Genomic DNA, 16,583 nt, shown 5'->3' with positions numbered 1-16,583 from the left:
CGCACTCCGACACCGCCCCGCCATTCCACGGAAATCCCGCTCTGGCTGTTGCTGTTGCCGTTGCTTGAGCAGGTGCAGGGCCGCAGGCCCTGCCAACCCACCCTATTCCTCGACCGGGAAGTCCTCGATCGGCTTCAGCACATCGTAGTGCTCGCGATGCAGCTTGCCCTTCAGCTTCGGCAGCTCGGGCAACGGTGCATCCACCCGCGTATCGGGCAACCGGTCCAGCAGGTTGCGTACCAGCGTCAGCCGGCCCAGCCGCTGGTCGTTGAAATCCACCAGCGTCCACGGCGCCGCCTCGCGATGCGTCGCGCGCAGCATCGCCTCGCGGGCTTCGGTATAGGCGCTGTACTTGCTGCGCGATTTCAGGTCCACCGGGGACAGCTTCCAGCCCTTCAGCGGATCGAGGTGGCGCTCGGCGAAGCGCTTCTCCTGCTGCTCCTGGTCCACGCACAGCCAGTACTTGAACAGCAGGATGCCGTCGTCCACCAGCAGCTGTTCGAACACCGGCGCCTGGCGCAGGAACTGCTGGTACTCGGTTTCGCTGCAATAGCCCATCACCCGCTCGACGCCTGCGCGGTTGTACCAGCTGCGGTCCATCAGCACGATCTCGCCGGCGGCGGGAAGATGCGAGGCATAGCGCTGGAAATACCACTGCGTGGCTTCGCGGTCGGTAGGCTTGGGCAGTGCTACCACCCGGCATTGGCGTGGATTGAGATGCTGGCTGATGGCCTGGATCGCGCCGCCTTTACCTGCGGTATCACGGCCTTCGAACAGCACCAGCAGGCGCTGTCCGCTGTGCTGCACCCAGCGCGCCATGGCGGTCAGTTCCAGCTGCAAAGGCAGCAGCAGTTCGTCGTAGTCCTTGCGCTTGAGCTTGGCCATCGTCACACCCGCGGGGAGGAAGCCCGAGCGTAGCGCAGGGGCTGCCCAGGCGATGTCGACGCTACCTGGTCGCGCTTACCCTGCTGCGCCCGTCCAGCCGTTCTCACGTGCCAGTTGCTGCACCAACGCTGACAGATCGCGGGCAAACCCGCCCATGTCGAACAGCCCGCTGCGCTCGCGCGCCTGTGCCAGTTCAGCGCGCAACGCGGCCAGCGCCGCCGGGTCATTGCCCAGCGCGCTGGCGGTGGTGATGAACGCCGCATCGTCGGCGACATTCATCCGCGCCAGCCCCAGATGGTGGTTGAGGCTGCCGGCCACGCGCGCGGCGAACGTGTCGCCGGGGCAGGTCAGCACCGGGCAGCCGGCCCACAGCGCGTCGGACCCGGTGGTGTGGGCGTTGTACGGATGCGTGTCGAGGAACAGGTCGGCCAGCTGATAGCGGGCCAGATACTGCGGATGCGGCAGTTTGGCCATGAACACCAGCCGCGTTGGGTCCAGGCCAGCGGCCTGTGCGGCGCTGCGCAGGCGGGCGTCGGCATGGCCGGGGCCGGACAGCAGCCACAGCACGCTGCCGGGCACCGCCTGCAGCACTGCGAAGGCGCGGCCCATGCTGCGCGGGTTGAGCTTGTAGCTGTTGTTGAAGCAGCAGAACACGACGCCGTGTCCGGGCAACCCGCACTCGGCGCGGGACGGAGCCGGCTCCAGCATGCGGGTGTTGTCTGAGGGCTGGAAGGCACGCGGCAGGCGCAGCACCCGTTCGCTGTAGTGCGGCTCCAGTGAAACTGGCAAAACGAAGCTGTCGCCGATCACGGCATCCATCCACGGCGCCCCGGAGGTGCCGGGGTAAGCCAGCCAGTTCAACTGCAGCGGGGCAGGGCGCATCGCCAGTACCTCCGGCGTGCCGCCGCCGCCCCATCCGCGCAGGTCGAACAGCAGGTCGATGCCCTGTGCGCGGATGCGTGCGGCGGTATCGGCATGTCGCAGGCCAGCCACATCATGCAGCTGTGCCGCTGCCTGCAGCCGCTGGCGGATGCGGCTGCCGTCATCACGATTCAACGCGAACAGATGCAGTTGCACTGCCGGGTCATGACGCAACTGCTCGAACAGGGCCACGGTCAGCAGCCCGGTGGGATGGGCGCCAAAGCCATTGGATAGGAAGCCGACCCGCAAGGGGCCGCGCCCGCGCACCTTCGTGGCGGGAAGGGGACGCACTCCCGAAGCAATCACCGCGGCGCGCGCGCGCGCGCAGGCCAGCTGTTCGGCTGCGGTGGCATCCTCGCTGAGGAACGCGAACGGTTCGACCACACCTTGGCCGCTGGCCAGTGCGCCACGCACTTGTGTGGCCAGTGCGTCCACGTCCTGCCAGTCGCACAGGCGGCGCTGCCAGGCCAGGCGCTGGGCGGCGATATAGGGTTCGCCCGGCATCAGCGCATGCGCGCGGCGATAGGCCGTCGCCGCCCCTTCGGCATCACCGGCATCTTCCAGCGCATGGCCCAGCCACAACGCGATGCCCGGGTGCTGCGGGGCCTGTGCCGAAGCCTGGCCCAGCAGCTTCGCTGCATCGCCATGTGCGCCGGCCATCCAGGCCACGCGGCCCAGCCGCGCCAGCGCTTCGGGGTGGTTGGGGCGCAGTTGCAGTGCGCGTCGTGCGGCCTGCTCGCCGGCAGCGATGTCGCCGGCTTCCAGTTCCAGGTCGGCCAGCATCACCCAGGCCACGAAGTCGCCGGGCTGGCGCGCGATCGCCTGCTGCAGGTGCTGTCGCTGCTGCCAGGCCGTCATCGTGATCAGTCCGCCGACAACTGCGCCAGGGCGTCGACCTGGTGTTCGTGGCTGAGTCGCTGCAGCAGCGGGTCGAGGTCGCCGGCCAGGATGTTGGGCAGGTCGTACAGGGTCAGGCCTTCCACGCGGTGGTCGGTGATCCGGCCCTGCGGGAAGTTGTAGGTGCGGATGCGCTGGCTGCGGTCGCCGCTGCCGACCTGCAGGCGCCGCGATTCGGCCTGCGCCGCGTCCTGGCGCTGGCGTTCGGCATCGAGCAGCTGCGCCTTCAGGCGCTTCATCGCCTTGTCGCGATTGGCGTGCTGGCTGCGTTCGGTCTGGCATTCCACCACTACCCCGGTCGGCAGGTGGGTGATGCGGATCGCCGACTCGGTCTTGTTGACGTGCTGGCCACCGGCGCCGGACGAGCGGAACGTATCCACCTTCAGGTCGGCGGGGTTGATGACGATGTCATCGACTTCGTCGGCCTCCGGAATGATTGCCACGGTGGCCGCCGAGGTGTGGATGCGGCCCTGCGATTCGGTGGCCGGCACGCGCTGCACGCGGTGCGTGCCCGATTCGAACTTCAGCCGCGAGAACGCTCCCCGGCCGACCACGCGTGCCACCACCTCCTTGTAGCCGCCGTGCTCGCCCGGGCTGTCCGATTCGATCTCGACCTTCCAGCCCTGGCGCTCGGCATAGCGGGCGTACATGCGGAACAGGTCGCCAGCGAAGATCGCGGCTTCGTCGCCGCCAGTGCCGGCGCGCACTTCCAGGAACAGGTTGCCTTCGTCGCGCGGGTCGCGTGGCACCAGCAGCAATGCGAGCTCCTGCTCCAGCGCCTGCAGGCGCGCCTGCGCGGCGGCGATCTCCTCGTCGGCCAGCTCGCGCAGATCGGGATCGGCGCGCATGCCTTCGGCGGCGGCCAGGTCGGCCTTGGCACGGGCTTCATCGGCCAGTGCAGTGGCAACCGGTTCAAGTTGGGCGAATTCGCGCGAAAGATCGCGGAAACGGGTGTTGTCGGCGACCACATCGGGTTCGGCGAGCAGGCGTTCCAGTTCTTCGCGGCGCTCGGCCAGCGCTTCCAGCTTACGGCGCAGGGTCGGCGTCATCGGGTCTCACGGGTGGGTGGCGGTAACCCGGCGTGGCCGGGAACAGGCGCTCGGCGGCGCGGGTCAGGTCGGCATCGCCACTCAGCGCGGCGGCGCGCAGTGCGGCGGTCGGCGGGTGCAGCAGGCGGTTGGTCAGGCCGTGGGCCAGCAGTTCCAGCACTTCGTCGGCGGGCTTGCCGTTGGCCAGCTGCTGGCGCGCGCGCTCCAGCAGCTCGGCACGGGTGGCTTCGCCGAACGCGCGCAGCTGCCGCAGTGGTGCCTGGTGGGCGCTGGCCTGCTGGGTCTCGATGAAGCGCGATACCTGCAGGTCGATGATTGCCTCGGCCTCGGCAGCGGCCTCGCGGCGGCCACGACGGTTGTCTTCCACCGCGCGTTCCAGGTCATCGACGGTGTAGAGGAAGGCGTCGTTGAGCGTGCCGACCTCGGCTTCGATGTCGCGCGGCACGGCCAGGTCGAACAGCAGCATCGGCTTGTGCCGGCGCGCGCGCAGGGCCTTGGCCACCATCTCGCGATGGATCACCGGTTCGCGCGCAGCGGTGGCCGAGAACACAATGTCGGCCTCGCCCAGGTGACGGTCCAGTTCGGTCAGCGGCAGGGCCACGCCACCATGGCGGCTGGCCAGTTCCTGCGCGTGGGCCAGGGTGCGGTTGGCGATCAGCAGCCGCCGCACCTTGCCTTCACTCAGGTGCCGTGCAGCCAGTTCGATGGTCTCGCCGGCACCGACCAGCAGCACGGTGGAATCGTCCAGACGGGCGAACGCGTTCTGTGCCAGGCGCACGGCCGCCGAGGCCACCGACACCGGGTTGGTGCCGATCTGGGTATCGGTCCGCGCACGCTTGGCCACCGAGAAGGTCTGCTGGAACAGGCGGTCCAGGCGCTGGCCGAGCAGGCCATGGTCGCGCGCGGTCGACCAGGCGTCCTTCACCTGGCCGAGGATCTGCGGTTCGCCCAGCACCATCGAGTCCAGCCCGGTGGCAACCCGGAACAGGTGGCGCACAGCTTCGGCATCGGCATGCTGGTACAGATAGCCCTGCAGGTCACCGGCCTGGCTGCGCAGCCACTGGTCCAGCGCCTGTGCCGACTCGGCCACGGCGTACAGTTCGGTGCGGTTGCAGGTGGACAGCAGCACCGCCTCTGCAATCTGCGGGGTATCGCGCAGCGAACCGAGCGCGCGCGGCAACGCCTCACCGGCGAAGGCCGCGCGCTCGCGCAGCTCCACCGGTGCGGTCTGGTGATTCAGTCCGAGCACCCACAGGGTCATTGTTCAGTTGCTTGCGATAAGCTGCTGGCCATTGGACGACATTTTAAGGCCCCGATGCCGACGATGCCCGCATTGATTCGCATCCCCAGTGTTCTGCTGCTGTCCCTGGCCTGCAGCCAGGCCCTGGCGGCGGTGCCGGCCAAGGCCCCTGTAAGGGCCCCGGCCACTGAGGAACTGGCGCTGGAACCGGTGATGGCCGGTGAGTTCGCGCTGCAGGCTGGCAAGCTGGCTGAGGCCGCGCGCTGGTACCTGCAGGCGGCACAGCAGACCGACGGCGATGCCGGCCTGGCCGAGCGTGCGACCCGCATTTCCATGCTCGCCAACGATGATGCCAGCGCCGCCAAGGGCCTGGCCCTGTGGCAGCAGCGCGCGCCAAGCTCGTTGACCCTGCGCAGCGCCGCCGGTGCGCTGGCCATGCGCCAGGGCGATGTGAAGGCCGCCCGCGCTGAACTGCAGGCGCTGCTGGCCGACCCCGACGAGCGCGGCTGGAAGTTCGCCCTGGCCGCCCTGATCGGCGGTGGGCGCGACCCGGCGGTGCCGGCGCAGGTGCTGGGTGAGCTGGTCGACGCCAACGCCATTCCACCGAAGATCGAGGCCTGGCAGGAGTTTGGCCGTCTCGCGCTGCGCATGGAAAAGCCCGAGCTGGCGCGGCGGATGATCGATGAGGTGGTCAAGCGCTTCCCGGAAGAGCCGCGTGTGGCACTGCTGCGCGCCAGCCAGTTGCAACAAGCGGGCGAGACCGACAAGGCGCTGTCGCTGCTGCACGACGTGGAGCCTAAGACGCGCCAGGACCCGGAACTGCGCAATGCGGTGGCCATCGCCTACGACAGCCTGGGGCAGCCTGCTGCGGCCGAGCGCGTGCTGGCGTTCGGCCCGCAGGATGTGCAGACCTGGGGCATGCGCGCCTCGCTGCTGGCCAAGCAGGGCGACAAGGCAGCGCTGTCCAATCTCTACAACGAACTGTCGCGGCAGGCGGCCAAGCCGGACCCGGCGCAGCGCCTGCTGCTGGGCAAGATCGCCGAGTACCTGAAGCGCTATCCGGAGGCGGTGCAGTGGTACCACAGCGTGCCCGGCGGCGATGAGCTGAGCGAAGCGCGCCTGCGCGCGGCCAATGCCCAGGCCCTGGCCGGGCGCCTGCCGCAGGCCCTGGATGAAGTGCACGCGATCCAGTCCGATGCGGTGGTCGATGACGATGTGCGTCGCGACGCCTATCTGCTGGAGGCTGAACTGCGCCAGCGCGGCGATGACAGTGCCGGCGAACTGGATGCATTGGCCCGCGGCCTGGCCGCCTACCCGGATGACAACGGCCTGCTGTACGCCCGTGCACTCGCCTGGGAGCGCCGCGACGATATCCCGCGCGCCGAGGCCGACCTGCGCAAGATCCTGGTGACCGACCCGGAAAACGTGCCGGCCCTGAATGCCTTGGGCTACACCCTGGCCGACCGTACCGGCCGCCTGCAGGAAGCGCTGGAGCTGATCGACCGCGCCCGCGTGGCCGAACCGGACAACGCTGCCATTGTCGACAGCTATGGCTGGGTGCTGTACCGCCTGGGCCGCAAGGAAGAAGCACTGGTGCAGCTGCGCCGTGCCTGGACCCTGGCCAAGGACCCGGAGATCGCTTCCCACGTTGGCGAAGTGCTCTGGGTGCTGGGCAAGCATGACGAGGCCCGCCGCTTCTTCGAAGAAGCGGCCAAGCTCGATCCTGAAAACCGCGCGCTGCTGCGCGCCCGCGAGAAATTCAATCCATGAGTGTTTCCCTGATCCGGCCGCTGCTGTTGGCAACTGCGGCCCTGGCGCTGACCGCCTGTACCAGCGTGGGCACGCAGAAGACCCCGGCGCCGGCGGTGGTCGAGGTTGTTTCGGCCGAAGCGGCGCAGGCCGAGGCGGCGCGCGTGGCCGCGCTGCAGGCACAGCCGGACTGGGCTTTCCAGGGCCGGGTCGCGGTCAGCAAGGGCAAGGATGGCGGCAGCGGACGCATCGACTGGAAGCAGGAAGGACGCCGCTATGTGGTCGAGCTGAGCGCGCCGGTGACCCGGCAGAGCTGGAAGCTGGCCGGCGATACCCATTCCGAAGCCGGCCGCCTGGAAGGACTGGCCGGCGGGCCGCGTGACGGCGAGGACGCCCAGCAGCTGCTGCTGGAAGCGACCGGCTGGGACATACCGGTCAACCAGCTGCCGCAGTGGATCCGTGGCCTGGTGGCCGGCGATGCTGCCGGTCCGGAGAAGGTCGAGCGCGACGCTGACGGCCGGCCGCGTCGCATGCAGCAGATGGGCTGGCAGGTGCAGTATCTGGACTGGTACCCGGCCGAGGCCGGACGCCCGGCGCTGCCGCGCCGGATCGAGGCCAGCAATGGCGACGCCAAGGTGCGCCTGCTGGTGGACCAGTGGGGGCAGGGCGCCCCATGAGTGCCGGGCACGATGATGCGGGCTGGTCCTGGTGGCCGGCCCCGGCCAAGCTGAACCTGTTCCTGCACATCACCGGCCGCCGCGCCGACGGCTACCACGAGCTGCAGACCGTGTTCCGCCTGCTGGACTGGGGCGATCGCATTGGCCTGCGCCTGCGTGAAGACGGCCAGGTGCGCCGTGAGGGCGAGGGCTTGGCCGGCGTGGCCGAGGCTGATGACCTGGCGGTGCGTGCCGCGCGCCTGCTCCAGGAAGCGGCAAAGGTCGAGCAAGGTGCAGACATCATCGTCGAAAAGCACGTTCCCGCCGGGGGTGGGTTTGGCGGGGGGTCGTCCGACGCGGCCACGGCGCTGGTGGTGCTGAACCGGCTGTGGCGGGCGGGTCTGGATGAAGAGGCTTTGGCGGCGCTGGGCCTGCGCCTGGGCGCAGATGTGCCGGTATTCGTGCGCGGGCGCAACGCCTGGGCTGAAGGCGTGGGTGAGCGCCTGCAGCCGATCACCCTGGCCCCGGCCTGGTACGTGGTGGTCGAACCGGGCGTTCATGTTCCTACGCCAGCACTGTTTGCAGACCCGGATTTGACGCGCGACAGCCCAGTGGCGAAAATAGAGGACTTCGCTTCCGGGACCCTGGTCGGGAACGCGTTCGAACCGGTGCTGCGCCGCCGTGAGCCTGCCGTCGAGGCAGCGTTCGCCGCGTTGAGCGACATCGGCACGGCGCGGCTGACCGGTTCGGGAAGTGGTTGTTTCGTCGAGTTCGCATCGCAGTCTGCCGCAGAGCAGGGACGGTCGAAGTTGCCGAAGGAGTTGCGGGCAAGGGTGGCAGCGGGCGTAGCGCGTTCGCCACTGCTGGATGCACTCGAGCAACACTGATTTATCACTGCAGGGGCGTCGCCAAGAGGCCCAAGGCACCAGGTTTTGATCCTGGCATTCGTAGGTTCGAATCCTACCGCCCCTGCCAATAGCGGCTGTGTCCGCGCCTTCCAGCGCATCGCCCGCGCGGGACGTGGAAACAACCGCGGTGTTGTCAGCAGCAAGGGTCCATCGGGGTCCTTGCCGACTCCGGATCCCCGCCACTCGTCCCCGCCCGAGACAATCATGATGCAAGAGTCCCCGAACCTGCTGGTCTTTTCCGGCAACGCCAACAAACGTCTGGCGCAGAACATCTGCAAGGAACTGGGGGTTCGCCCGGGCAAGGCGCTGGTCTCGCACTTCTCCGATGGCGAAGTGCAGGTGGAGATCGAAGAGAACGTCCGCAAGCAGGACGTGTTCGTGATCCAGCCGACCTGCGCGCCGAGCGCGGAAAACCTGATGGAACTGCTGGTGCTGATCGACGCGCTCAAGCGCGCATCGGTGGCCAGCGTGACCGCCGTGGTGCCGTATTTCGGCTACTCGCGCCAGGATCGCCGCATGCGTTCCTCGCGCGTGCCGATCACCGCCAAGCTGGCGGCGAAGATGTTCAGCACCGCTGGCGCTGATCGCGTGCTGACCGTCGACCTGCACGCCGACCAGATCCAGGGTTTCTTCGATATTCCGGTGGACAACGTGTATGCGTCCCCGCTGCTGCTGGCCGACATCTGGCGCGCCTACGGCACCGAGAACCTGATCGTTGTGTCGCCGGACGTGGGCGGCGTGGTCCGCGCCCGTGCGGTGGCCAAGCGCCTGGATGACGCCGACCTGGCGATCATCGACAAGCGCCGCCCGCGTGCCAACGTCTCCACCGTGATGAACATCATCGGTGACGTCGAAGGCAAGACCTGCGTGATGGTCGATGACATCGTCGATACCGCCGGCACCCTGTGCGCCGCTGCTGCTGCCCTGAAGGCGCGCGGTGCGCTCAAGGTCGCCGCCTACTGCACCCACGCGGTGCTGTCGGGCCCGGCGGTGGACAACATCACCAATTCCCAGCTCGACGAGCTGGTGGTGACCGACACCATCCCGCTGAAGGACGCGGCGCGGGTGTGCAGCAAGATCCGCCAGCTGAGCGTGGCGGAAATGCTGGCTGAAACGATGCGCCGCATCGCCTTCGGTGAGTCGGTCAGCTCGCTGTACGTCGACTGAGTTTTCGCCCCTGCCGGCAACGGCGGGGGCATACCCCGGGTGCTTCTGGTCGCGGAAGCATCTTCAACCGCCACGCCGCAGGGCGCGGCAACAACCTGAGTAGTCGAAAATGTCGAAGACCCATGAAATCAAGGTCACCAAGCGTGAACTGCAGCGTAAGGGTGCGAGCCGCCGCCTGCGTCACGCCGGTGTGATCCCGGCCATCGTGTACGGCGGCAACGCCGAGCCGGTCGCCATCAGCCTGGACCACAACGAAATCTGGCTGGCCCAGCAGAACGAGTGGTTCTATGCCTCGATCCTGGACCTGAACCTGGATGGCCAGGTGCAGAAGGTCCTGCTGCGTGACATGCAGCGCCACCCGTACAAGCAGCTGATCATGCACCTGGACTTCCAGCGCGTGAACGAGAACGAAGCCCTGACCGCTTCGGTCCCGCTGCACTTCGTCAACGAAGACACCTCGCCGGCCGGCAAGGCTGCCGACGTCGTGGTCACCCACGAACTGAAGGAAGTGACCATCACCTGCCTGCCGAAGGACCTGCCGGAGTCGATCGAAGTCGACCTGGGCGAGCTGAAGGCCGGTGACGTGGTGTACCTGTCCGACATCAAGCTGCCGAAGGGCGTGGAAATCCCGGCCCTGGCGCTGGGCAAGGACCACGACGACGCCATCGTCACCGCCAAGGCCGGCAAGGCCGACGCGGCCGACGAAGAAGCGGCTGCCGCCGAGTAATACCGCTACGGTGCCTGCCTGCGGGCAGGCACCGTACTGGAAGGAACCATGGCAGGACTGCGACTGATCGTCGGTCTGGGCAACCCCGGATCGGAACACGCCCGGACCCGGCACAATGCCGGGTTTCATTTCGTTGAGGCCCTGGCGGAGAAAGCCGGTGCACGATGGAATGTGGACAGCAAGCTGTTCGGTGAGACCGCCAAGGTCGAGATCGCCGGGCAGACGGTGTGGCTCCTCAAGCCCGCCACCTTCATGAACCTCAGCGGCAAGTCGGTCACCGCCGCGCAGCGGTTCTGGAAGATCGAGCCGGAGGAAACCCTGCTGGCCCACGACGAACTGGACCTGCCGCCCGGCGCGGCACGGCTGAAGTTCGACGGTGGCCACGGCGGTCAGAACGGCCTGCGCGACACCATCCGCCTGCTCGGCCATGGCAGGTTCCATCGCCTGCGCGTGGGCATTGGCCACCCCGGCCACAAGGACCGCGTGGTGGGTTGGGTGCTCGGCCGCCCGTCGAAGGACGATGACGTGCTGATCGCGCGCGCCATCGACGATGCGATCGACGTGCTGCCGCTGGCGGTGCAGGGCGATTTCAACGAAGCGATGAAGCGCCTGCACACCCCGAAATAACCTGCTTTGGCTAGGTGCCAACCTTGGTTGGCACCGCTGTTGATCGACCACACCGAGATGGATTGGCCAAGCAGCGCGCGCGCTGTTTCACCAATCACTTTCACCCCAGAGAGCTGTCACCCATGGGTATCAAATGCGGCATCGTCGGCCTGCCCAACGTCGGCAAGTCGACCCTGTTCAATGCGCTGACCAAGGCGGGCATCGCCGCGGCGAACTTCCCGTTCTGCACCATCGAGCCGAACGTCGGCATCGTGCCGGTGCCGGACCCGCGCCTGAACGAGCTGGCGGGCATCATCAACCCGCAGAAGGTCATCCCGACCGCAGTCGAGTTCGTCGACATCGCCGGCCTGGTCGCCGGTGCCGCCAGCGGTGAAGGCCTGGGCAACAAGTTCCTGGCGCACATCCGCGAAGTCGATGCCATCACCCACGTGGTGCGCTGCTTCGAGCACGGTGACATCGTGCACGTCGCCGGCAAGGTCGACCCGATCTCGGACATCGAAACCATCGATACCGAGCTGGCGCTGGCCGACCTGGACAGCGTCGAGAAGGCGCTGAACCGTGCCGAGCGTGCAGCCAAGGGCGGTGACAAGGACGCAGCGGCGCGCAAGCCGGTGCTGGCCAAGCTGCAGGCGGCACTGTCCGACGGCAAGGCCGGTCGTTCGGTCGGCCTGGATGATGAAGAAAAGGCGCTGGTACGCGACCTGTTCCTGCTGACCCTGAAGCCGGTGATGTACATCGCCAACGTGCTGGAAGACGGTTTCGAGAACAACCCGCACCTGGAAGCTGTGCGCGCGCATGCCGCCGCAGAAGGCGCGCAGGTGGTGCCGGTGTCGGCCGCGATCGAGGAAGAGCTGTCCCAGCTCGACGACGAAGACCGCGATACCTTCCTGGCCGACCTGGGCCTGAGCGAGCCGGGCCTGAACCGCGTGATCAACGCGGCCTACAGCCTGCTGGGCCTGCAGACCTACTTCACCGCAGGCGTGAAGGAAGTCCGCGCGTGGACGGTGCGCAAGGGCGCTACCGCTCCGCAGGCCGCCGCCGTCATCCACACCGACTTCGAGAAGGGCTTCATCCGCGCCGAAACCATCGCGTATGACGACTTCATCAAGTACAAGGGCGAAGCCGGCGCCAAGGAAGCCGGTCGCCTGCGCCTGGAAGGCAAGGAATACCGCGTGCAGGAAGGCGACATCCTGCACTTCCGCTTCAACGTCTGATCCAGCGGCATCGGATCGGCCCCGGACGCCCCGCCTCGTGCGGGGCGTTCGCGTTTCTGAATATGGATAAAAAATCACCACGCTGCGAATCGCTTGCGGCGTGATGTTCGCCGGCACTTGTCCACAGCAAACTCCCATCGCTTTCCACGCCAGGTGTGGAAAACCGACGAATCTGATGTAGAGCCGAGCCCATGCTCGGCTGATGCCAGCCGGAGCCGAGCGTGGGCTCGGCTCTACAAGGGGCTCGCCCGCGCGACCTGGATAAATTTTCACCACGCTTCGAAACGCCTGCGCTGCAATGCTCGCACCCACTTGTCCACACCAAGTTCCCATCGCTTTCCACGCGTGGTGTGGAAAACAACGGGAGGCGTGGATAAAAAATAACCACGCCCGGAAATGCCTGCATCGCAACGCTCGAACCCACTTGTCCACATCAAGTTCCCATCACGCTCCACGCATTGTGTGGAAAACCCCGGTGGCCCACTCTGATAGCCGCCCACCTTGGTGGGTGCGCGGCGAGACAGTGCCCACCAAGGTGGGCATCTACCAGAGCGCAAATGGCAAGGCCCGCCAATGGCGGGCCTTGTCGTCCACGCTCTGCAGTGCGGCGTGCCTTACAACGCGCTGCCACCAAACTTGTGGGTGTACTGCAGGTTGATGGTGCGGCCGACGCTATCGAACCAGGACACGTCGTAGTACGGGTACGCGGTATACGTGGTGTCCTTCGGCGGCATCTTGTTGAACACATTGACCACCGACAGCGACAGGCGCGAGTGGTCGTCGAAGCGGTACTGCACCGAGGCGTTGTAGCGGTAGGTCGCCTTCACGTACGGGCTGTCGCCGCTGTCCCAGTCGAACGACTGGTCGTAGCTGTCCGAAGTTGGCAGCTTGCCCAGGCGCGAGCCATAGACCGTCGCCGACCACGCGTCCTTCTCCCAGGTCACGCTCAGGCTGGTCTTGGTACGCGGGATGTCGAATCCGCTGTTGACCGCGAACTGGTCCAGTGTCGGGTCACCGGGGTAGCGCTGGAAATCGTGCTTCTTCACCCAGGTGTGGGTGCCGTTGAGGATGAAATCGCCGATGCCGGTCTGCATGCGGTAGCGCAGGCCGACGTCGGTACCGGAGGTCGATTCGCGGGCGACGTTGATCGGAGCGACGCGCACGCCGTATAGGCGGCCATCACCGGTGCGGGTGATGCGGTCGAGCGCGTCCACGCAGGTCGGCGAGTTGATGTCGGCAGTACCCAGGCGGCAGTTGGCTTCGTTGGCCAGGAGCGTGCGAACGTCCATGTCCTGCACCTGCTTGCGCATGTCGATGTCAAACCAGTCCACGGACAGGTCCAGGCCGATCGCCGGCGACCAGACGAAGCCTGCACTCCACGAGGTGCTGGTTTCCGGCTCGAGCTGGCGGTTGCCGGTGCGGCTGCGGATCAGGTTGCGCTCGTAGTCGGAACAGTCGCTAGCGCCATCGGCGCGGCAGCTGTACAGGTCTTCGGCGGTGGTCTCGTCGTTGCCCGGTCCGGCGAACACGTAGTGCAGGTCCGGCGCGCGGAACGCGGTGCCATACGAACCGCGCACCAGCAGCGTGTCGATCGGGCGCCATTCCAGACCGCCGCTCCAGGTCGCCTTGCCGATGGTGTGGCCGGAATAGCGGTACTGGTCGTAGCGGCCGGCCACGCTCAGGTTGACCGTCTCGTGCAGCGGCATGCGCAGCTCGGCGGCGGTCGCCCAGCGGTTGCGCGAGCCCTGGCCGTCCGAATCCTTCCAGCTGTAGTAGTAGTACTGGGTGGCCAGCGGATCGGGATTCAGCGCATAGGCCTGCTGGCCCACTTCCACGGTCGCGGCGAACCCGGCATCACCGCCCGGCAGGCCGAACAGTGCGGAATTGGTCAGCGTGAATGCAGCCGTCTCGGTGCGCGACTTGGGCGAATAGGAGGTGCGTGCGGCGATCGAATCGTACTCGGCGCGGGTCAGCGGCCGGTACAGGCGCGACGGGTCCGCGTTGTAGATCGGGAAGCCATCGTCATCCACGCCCAGCTGCGGGCCCAGGAACAGGTCATTGGCCTTGGCTGCGATGATCTGCGCCCAGCTGATCCGCGACTGGTACTGCGAATGGCTCAATGCCGCTTCGTAATCCCAGTTGCCGGTCAGGTTGCCCTTGAAGCCAGTGGTCACGCTGAAGGTCTTCTGCGTGCTGCGCACCATTGCATTGCGCAGCCCACCCATTTCCTCAGGTGAGAACTGGCGCTGCCAGAATTCGATCTCGCCGGTGGCTTCATTGTTGAAGTAGCCCGACTCGTCACCATTGGCGTCCATGCGGCCCCACTTGGTGACGTCGCGCATCAGCGACATCGTGTGGTAGCCCAGCTGCACATCGGCGAACCATTGCTGGCCGTTGTCGAAGTCGTAGCTCAGCGAGGCGTAGCCATTGGCGCCGCGGCGCTTGCTGAGGATGGTGCCGTAGCCGATCGAGCTGTCGCTGCCGCAGTAGTAACCGTAGCGCGGGCGGTAGGCGCGGTAGGTGCTGCCCTGGTTCTGCCCGGCCAGCGCTTCGCAGGTGGCCGCGCCCGGATCCAGGTAGTCGTCGTTGTAGTCCGTACGCAGGTAAGCGCGGCGGGCGATGCGCGAGCCCTCGGTGGGGCCGTCCTGGGTCGAATCCTGGATGTCGCGCTCATAGGCCCACAGCGGAGTCTGCGACTGCAGCTCGACACTGTACACGGCGTTGAAGTTGCCGCGGCTGAAGCCGCTGGCCAGGCTCATGTCGAACGACTCGCCACCGCCTTCGCTGGTGGTGCCCATGCGCATGTCGATCGTGGTGCCGTCGGCCTTCTTCTTCAGGATGAAGTTGACCACGCCGGCGATCGCGTCCGAGCCGTAGATGGCCGAGGCGCTGCCGGTCAGCACTTCGATGCGCTCGATCATCCCCAGCGGGATGTTGGAGACATCGGTGAAGTTGCTGCGGCCCTTGAACGGCATCGGGAAGTCGGCGATGCGGCGGCCATTGACCAGCACCAGCGTGTGGTTCGGGCCCAGGCCGCGCAGGTCCACCTGCTGGGCGCCCGGCGAGAAGTCGGCGCCGCTGGAAGACTGCTGGCTCTGGGTCTCACCGCCGTTCTGGGTCATTGCACGCAGCACGTCCGGCACGCTGGTGAAGCCGCTGGAGCGGATCTGTTCGGCGTTGATCACCGTGATCGGGGCGGGGCCTTCCACCTGGGCGCGCGGAATGCGCGAACCGGTGACCTGCACCGCATCCAGTTGTTGAACCGAGGAGGAAGCCGGTGCCTGGGCCGCCGCGGAAGCAGCCACGCCCATCAACGCCAGCTGGATCGACCACGCCATCGCCTTTCTACGCATGAGAAATTCTCGGAAATGAAGCCGGCCCGCAGAGGAGGGGCCCTGTCCCCCATTCAGATTTCCGGAACGGGCGCGCGCATTTAACGCCTTTTTCATGTCCTTGACTACTGGGTCCCTATCTGGCAAAGAGTGGAAACGCTTGCAAGTCGATTTTGTTCAGGGAGATCAAGATGCGACGCCTCCATCGGACCCTGCCTGCCCCCTTCGCCTGGCTGGCGCTGCTGGTCTTGGCCGTGCCGTTGGTCACCCTTGCGCAGGACCTGCAGGGCCCGGGCTTTGCCTACTACGAAGCCGGCGATCTCGACGCGCCCCGGCCCGGTCCGCGCGCACCGGCCATGATGCTGATGGGCGGTGGCGAATGGGTGCCGGAGGCCTTCCACTGGTGGCTGAAGCAAGCTGGCAATGGACGCGTGCTGATCCTGCGCGCTTCTGGCAGTGATGAGCTGCAGGACCGCCTGTACCGCGAGATCGGCGGTACCACCGCAGTGCAGACGCTGGTCTTCGACAGCCGCCGCGGCGCCGACGATCCGGCCGTGCTGCGCGTGGTTGCCGCAGCTGATGCCATCTTCATTGCCGGTGGTGACCAGTCGCGCTACATCCGCTTCTGGAAGGGCACTGCGCTCAACCGCGCGCTGAACGCCCATGTGCGCGCTGGCAAGCCGATTGCCGGTACCAGTGCGGGGCTCGCCATCCTCGGTGGCTATGCCTACGGCGCGATGGACGGCGGCAGCATCACCTCTGCCGGCGCCCTGGCGGACCCGATGGGCAGCGCGGTGACCATGGACAGCGGCTTCCTGCAGATGCCCTACCTGCAGCGCGTGGTCACCGACACCCACTTCGACAAGCGCGACCGGCTCGGTCGCCTGATCGTGTTCGTGGCGCGCGCTGCCCAGGACAGTGGCGACCCCGACATCGTCGGCATCGGCGTCGACGAAGACACCGCCCTGTGCGTGGAGCCCGATGGCCAGGCACAGGTCTACAGTGCTGACGGCGAGGGCAAGGTCTGGGTGGTCAGCCCCGGTCGCGATGCCGACCGCCTTGTGGAGGGTGAGCCGTTGCGCTTCCAAGCCGTCCCGGTGGCCGTGATCGCCAGCGGCAGCCGCATGCGCCTGGATGACATCCAGGCCGAGGCCGACTATCAGGCCGTGGCCGACGTCAGCGATGGCGAGCTTGAGTTCACGCTTCGGTAG

Annotated in this window: 13 protein-coding genes and 1 tRNA gene; 9 read left to right on the top strand and 5 right to left on the bottom strand. The window is 67.1% G+C overall.

What is annotated here, in order from left to right; genetic code table 11:
* Positions 1-102: 102 nt before the first annotated feature.
* From ppk2 to hemA, 4 genes are all read right to left on the bottom strand, one after another.
* Positions 103-885 carry a polyphosphate kinase 2 gene (ppk2, locus tag N5C25_RS18170; protein WP_019661160.1) on the bottom strand — a complete coding sequence of 261 codons (783 nt, stop codon included), beginning with the start codon at positions 883-885 and terminating at the stop codon, positions 103-105.
* A gap of 75 nt (positions 886-960) precedes the next feature.
* Positions 961-2,664 (bottom strand): tetratricopeptide repeat protein, encoded by a 1,704-nt coding sequence (locus N5C25_RS18165; RefSeq protein WP_279937534.1) that lies wholly within the window; start codon positions 2,662-2,664, stop codon positions 961-963.
* Positions 2,665-2,669: 5 nt separating this feature from the next.
* Positions 2,670-3,752: a peptide chain release factor 1 gene (gene prfA, locus N5C25_RS18160; protein ID WP_019661162.1), complete on the bottom strand. Its 1,083-nt coding sequence runs from the start codon at positions 3,750-3,752 to the stop codon at positions 2,670-2,672.
* A complete protein-coding gene (gene hemA, locus N5C25_RS18155) occupies positions 3,730-5,013 on the bottom strand; it encodes a glutamyl-tRNA reductase (RefSeq protein WP_058980355.1) in 1,284 nt (427 codons plus the stop codon). Before hemA ends, prfA begins: the two co-directional genes overlap by 23 nt.
* 63 nt (positions 5,014-5,076) lie before the next feature.
* Here hemA and N5C25_RS18150 point away from each other — a divergent pair, with 63 nt between their 5' ends.
* The 8 genes from N5C25_RS18150 (at position 5,077) to ychF (ending at position 12,040) form a co-directional block, all read left to right on the top strand.
* The gene (locus N5C25_RS18150; RefSeq protein ID WP_279937532.1) at positions 5,077-6,762 is read left to right on the top strand and encodes a tetratricopeptide repeat protein; all 1,686 of its coding nucleotides are present in this window, start codon (positions 5,077-5,079) and stop codon (positions 6,760-6,762) included.
* On the top strand, positions 6,759-7,418 hold the full coding sequence (gene lolB, locus N5C25_RS18145; protein WP_058980353.1) for a lipoprotein insertase outer membrane protein LolB: 660 nt from the start codon (positions 6,759-6,761) through the stop codon (positions 7,416-7,418). Before N5C25_RS18150 ends, lolB begins: the two co-directional genes overlap by 4 nt.
* Positions 7,415-8,284 (top strand): 4-(cytidine 5'-diphospho)-2-C-methyl-D-erythritol kinase, encoded by an 870-nt coding sequence (ispE, locus tag N5C25_RS18140; RefSeq protein WP_058980352.1) that lies wholly within the window; start codon positions 7,415-7,417, stop codon positions 8,282-8,284. The genes lolB and ispE overlap by 4 nt, the downstream gene beginning before the upstream one ends.
* 11 nt (positions 8,285-8,295) lie before the next feature.
* Positions 8,296-8,372 (top strand) — tRNA-Gln (locus tag N5C25_RS18135).
* A 140-nt stretch (positions 8,373-8,512) separates the two neighbouring features.
* Complete coding sequence (locus tag N5C25_RS18130) at positions 8,513-9,472, top strand: ribose-phosphate diphosphokinase (RefSeq protein ID WP_005415400.1); 960 nt, start codon at positions 8,513-8,515, stop codon at positions 9,470-9,472.
* Between the two features lie 109 nt (positions 9,473-9,581).
* The gene (locus N5C25_RS18125; protein WP_005415401.1) at positions 9,582-10,199 is read left to right on the top strand and encodes a 50S ribosomal protein L25/general stress protein Ctc; all 618 of its coding nucleotides are present in this window, start codon (positions 9,582-9,584) and stop codon (positions 10,197-10,199) included.
* Between the two features lie 48 nt (positions 10,200-10,247).
* On the top strand, positions 10,248-10,826 hold the full coding sequence (pth, locus tag N5C25_RS18120) for an aminoacyl-tRNA hydrolase (RefSeq protein ID WP_058980351.1): 579 nt from the start codon (positions 10,248-10,250) through the stop codon (positions 10,824-10,826).
* 122 nt (positions 10,827-10,948) lie between these two features.
* Positions 10,949-12,040, top strand: a complete 1,092-nt coding sequence (ychF, locus tag N5C25_RS18115; protein ID WP_057502606.1) for a redox-regulated ATPase YchF — start codon at positions 10,949-10,951, stop codon at positions 12,038-12,040.
* 614 nt (positions 12,041-12,654) lie between these two features.
* Here ychF and N5C25_RS18110 read toward each other — a convergent pair.
* Positions 12,655-15,393, bottom strand: a complete 2,739-nt coding sequence (locus N5C25_RS18110; RefSeq protein ID WP_279937528.1) for a TonB-dependent receptor — start codon at positions 15,391-15,393, stop codon at positions 12,655-12,657.
* Positions 15,394-15,563: 170 nt separating this feature from the next.
* Here N5C25_RS18110 and N5C25_RS18105 point away from each other — a divergent pair, with 170 nt between their 5' ends.
* A complete protein-coding gene (locus N5C25_RS18105) occupies positions 15,564-16,583 on the top strand; it encodes a cyanophycinase (protein WP_279937527.1) in 1,020 nt (339 codons plus the stop codon).

This window comes from Stenotrophomonas sp. GD03958, assembly GCF_029839005.1.
Taxonomy (GTDB): domain Bacteria; phylum Pseudomonadota; class Gammaproteobacteria; order Xanthomonadales; family Xanthomonadaceae; genus Stenotrophomonas; species Stenotrophomonas hibiscicola.
This window is presented reverse-complemented; position numbering and strand designations above follow the sequence as displayed.

Excerpts from the sequence above, each read along its gene's own strand:
- hemA (WP_058980355.1), bottom strand. The coding sequence starts at position 5,013 with ATGACCCTGTGGGTGCTCGGACTGAATCACCAGACCGCACCGGTGGAG.
- N5C25_RS18110 (WP_279937528.1), bottom strand. The coding sequence starts at position 15,393 with ATGCGTAGAAAGGCGATGGCGTGGTCGATCCAGCTGGCGTTGATGGGC.
- ispE (WP_058980352.1), top strand. The coding sequence starts at position 7,415 with ATGAGTGCCGGGCACGATGATGCGGGCTGGTCCTGGTGGCCGGCCCCG.
- ychF (WP_057502606.1), top strand. The coding sequence starts at position 10,949 with ATGGGTATCAAATGCGGCATCGTCGGCCTGCCCAACGTCGGCAAGTCG.
- pth (WP_058980351.1), top strand. The coding sequence starts at position 10,248 with ATGGCAGGACTGCGACTGATCGTCGGTCTGGGCAACCCCGGATCGGAA.
- N5C25_RS18165 (WP_279937534.1), bottom strand. The coding sequence starts at position 2,664 with ATGACGGCCTGGCAGCAGCGACAGCACCTGCAGCAGGCGATCGCGCGC.
- N5C25_RS18125 (WP_005415401.1), top strand. The coding sequence starts at position 9,582 with ATGTCGAAGACCCATGAAATCAAGGTCACCAAGCGTGAACTGCAGCGT.
- prfA (WP_019661162.1), bottom strand. The coding sequence starts at position 3,752 with ATGACGCCGACCCTGCGCCGTAAGCTGGAAGCGCTGGCCGAGCGCCGC.
- N5C25_RS18130 (WP_005415400.1), top strand. The coding sequence starts at position 8,513 with ATGCAAGAGTCCCCGAACCTGCTGGTCTTTTCCGGCAACGCCAACAAA.
- ppk2 (WP_019661160.1), bottom strand. The coding sequence starts at position 885 with ATGGCCAAGCTCAAGCGCAAGGACTACGACGAACTGCTGCTGCCTTTG.
- N5C25_RS18105 (WP_279937527.1), top strand. The coding sequence starts at position 15,564 with ATGCGACGCCTCCATCGGACCCTGCCTGCCCCCTTCGCCTGGCTGGCG.
- lolB (WP_058980353.1), top strand. The coding sequence starts at position 6,759 with ATGAGTGTTTCCCTGATCCGGCCGCTGCTGTTGGCAACTGCGGCCCTG.
- N5C25_RS18150 (WP_279937532.1), top strand. The coding sequence starts at position 5,077 with ATGCCCGCATTGATTCGCATCCCCAGTGTTCTGCTGCTGTCCCTGGCC.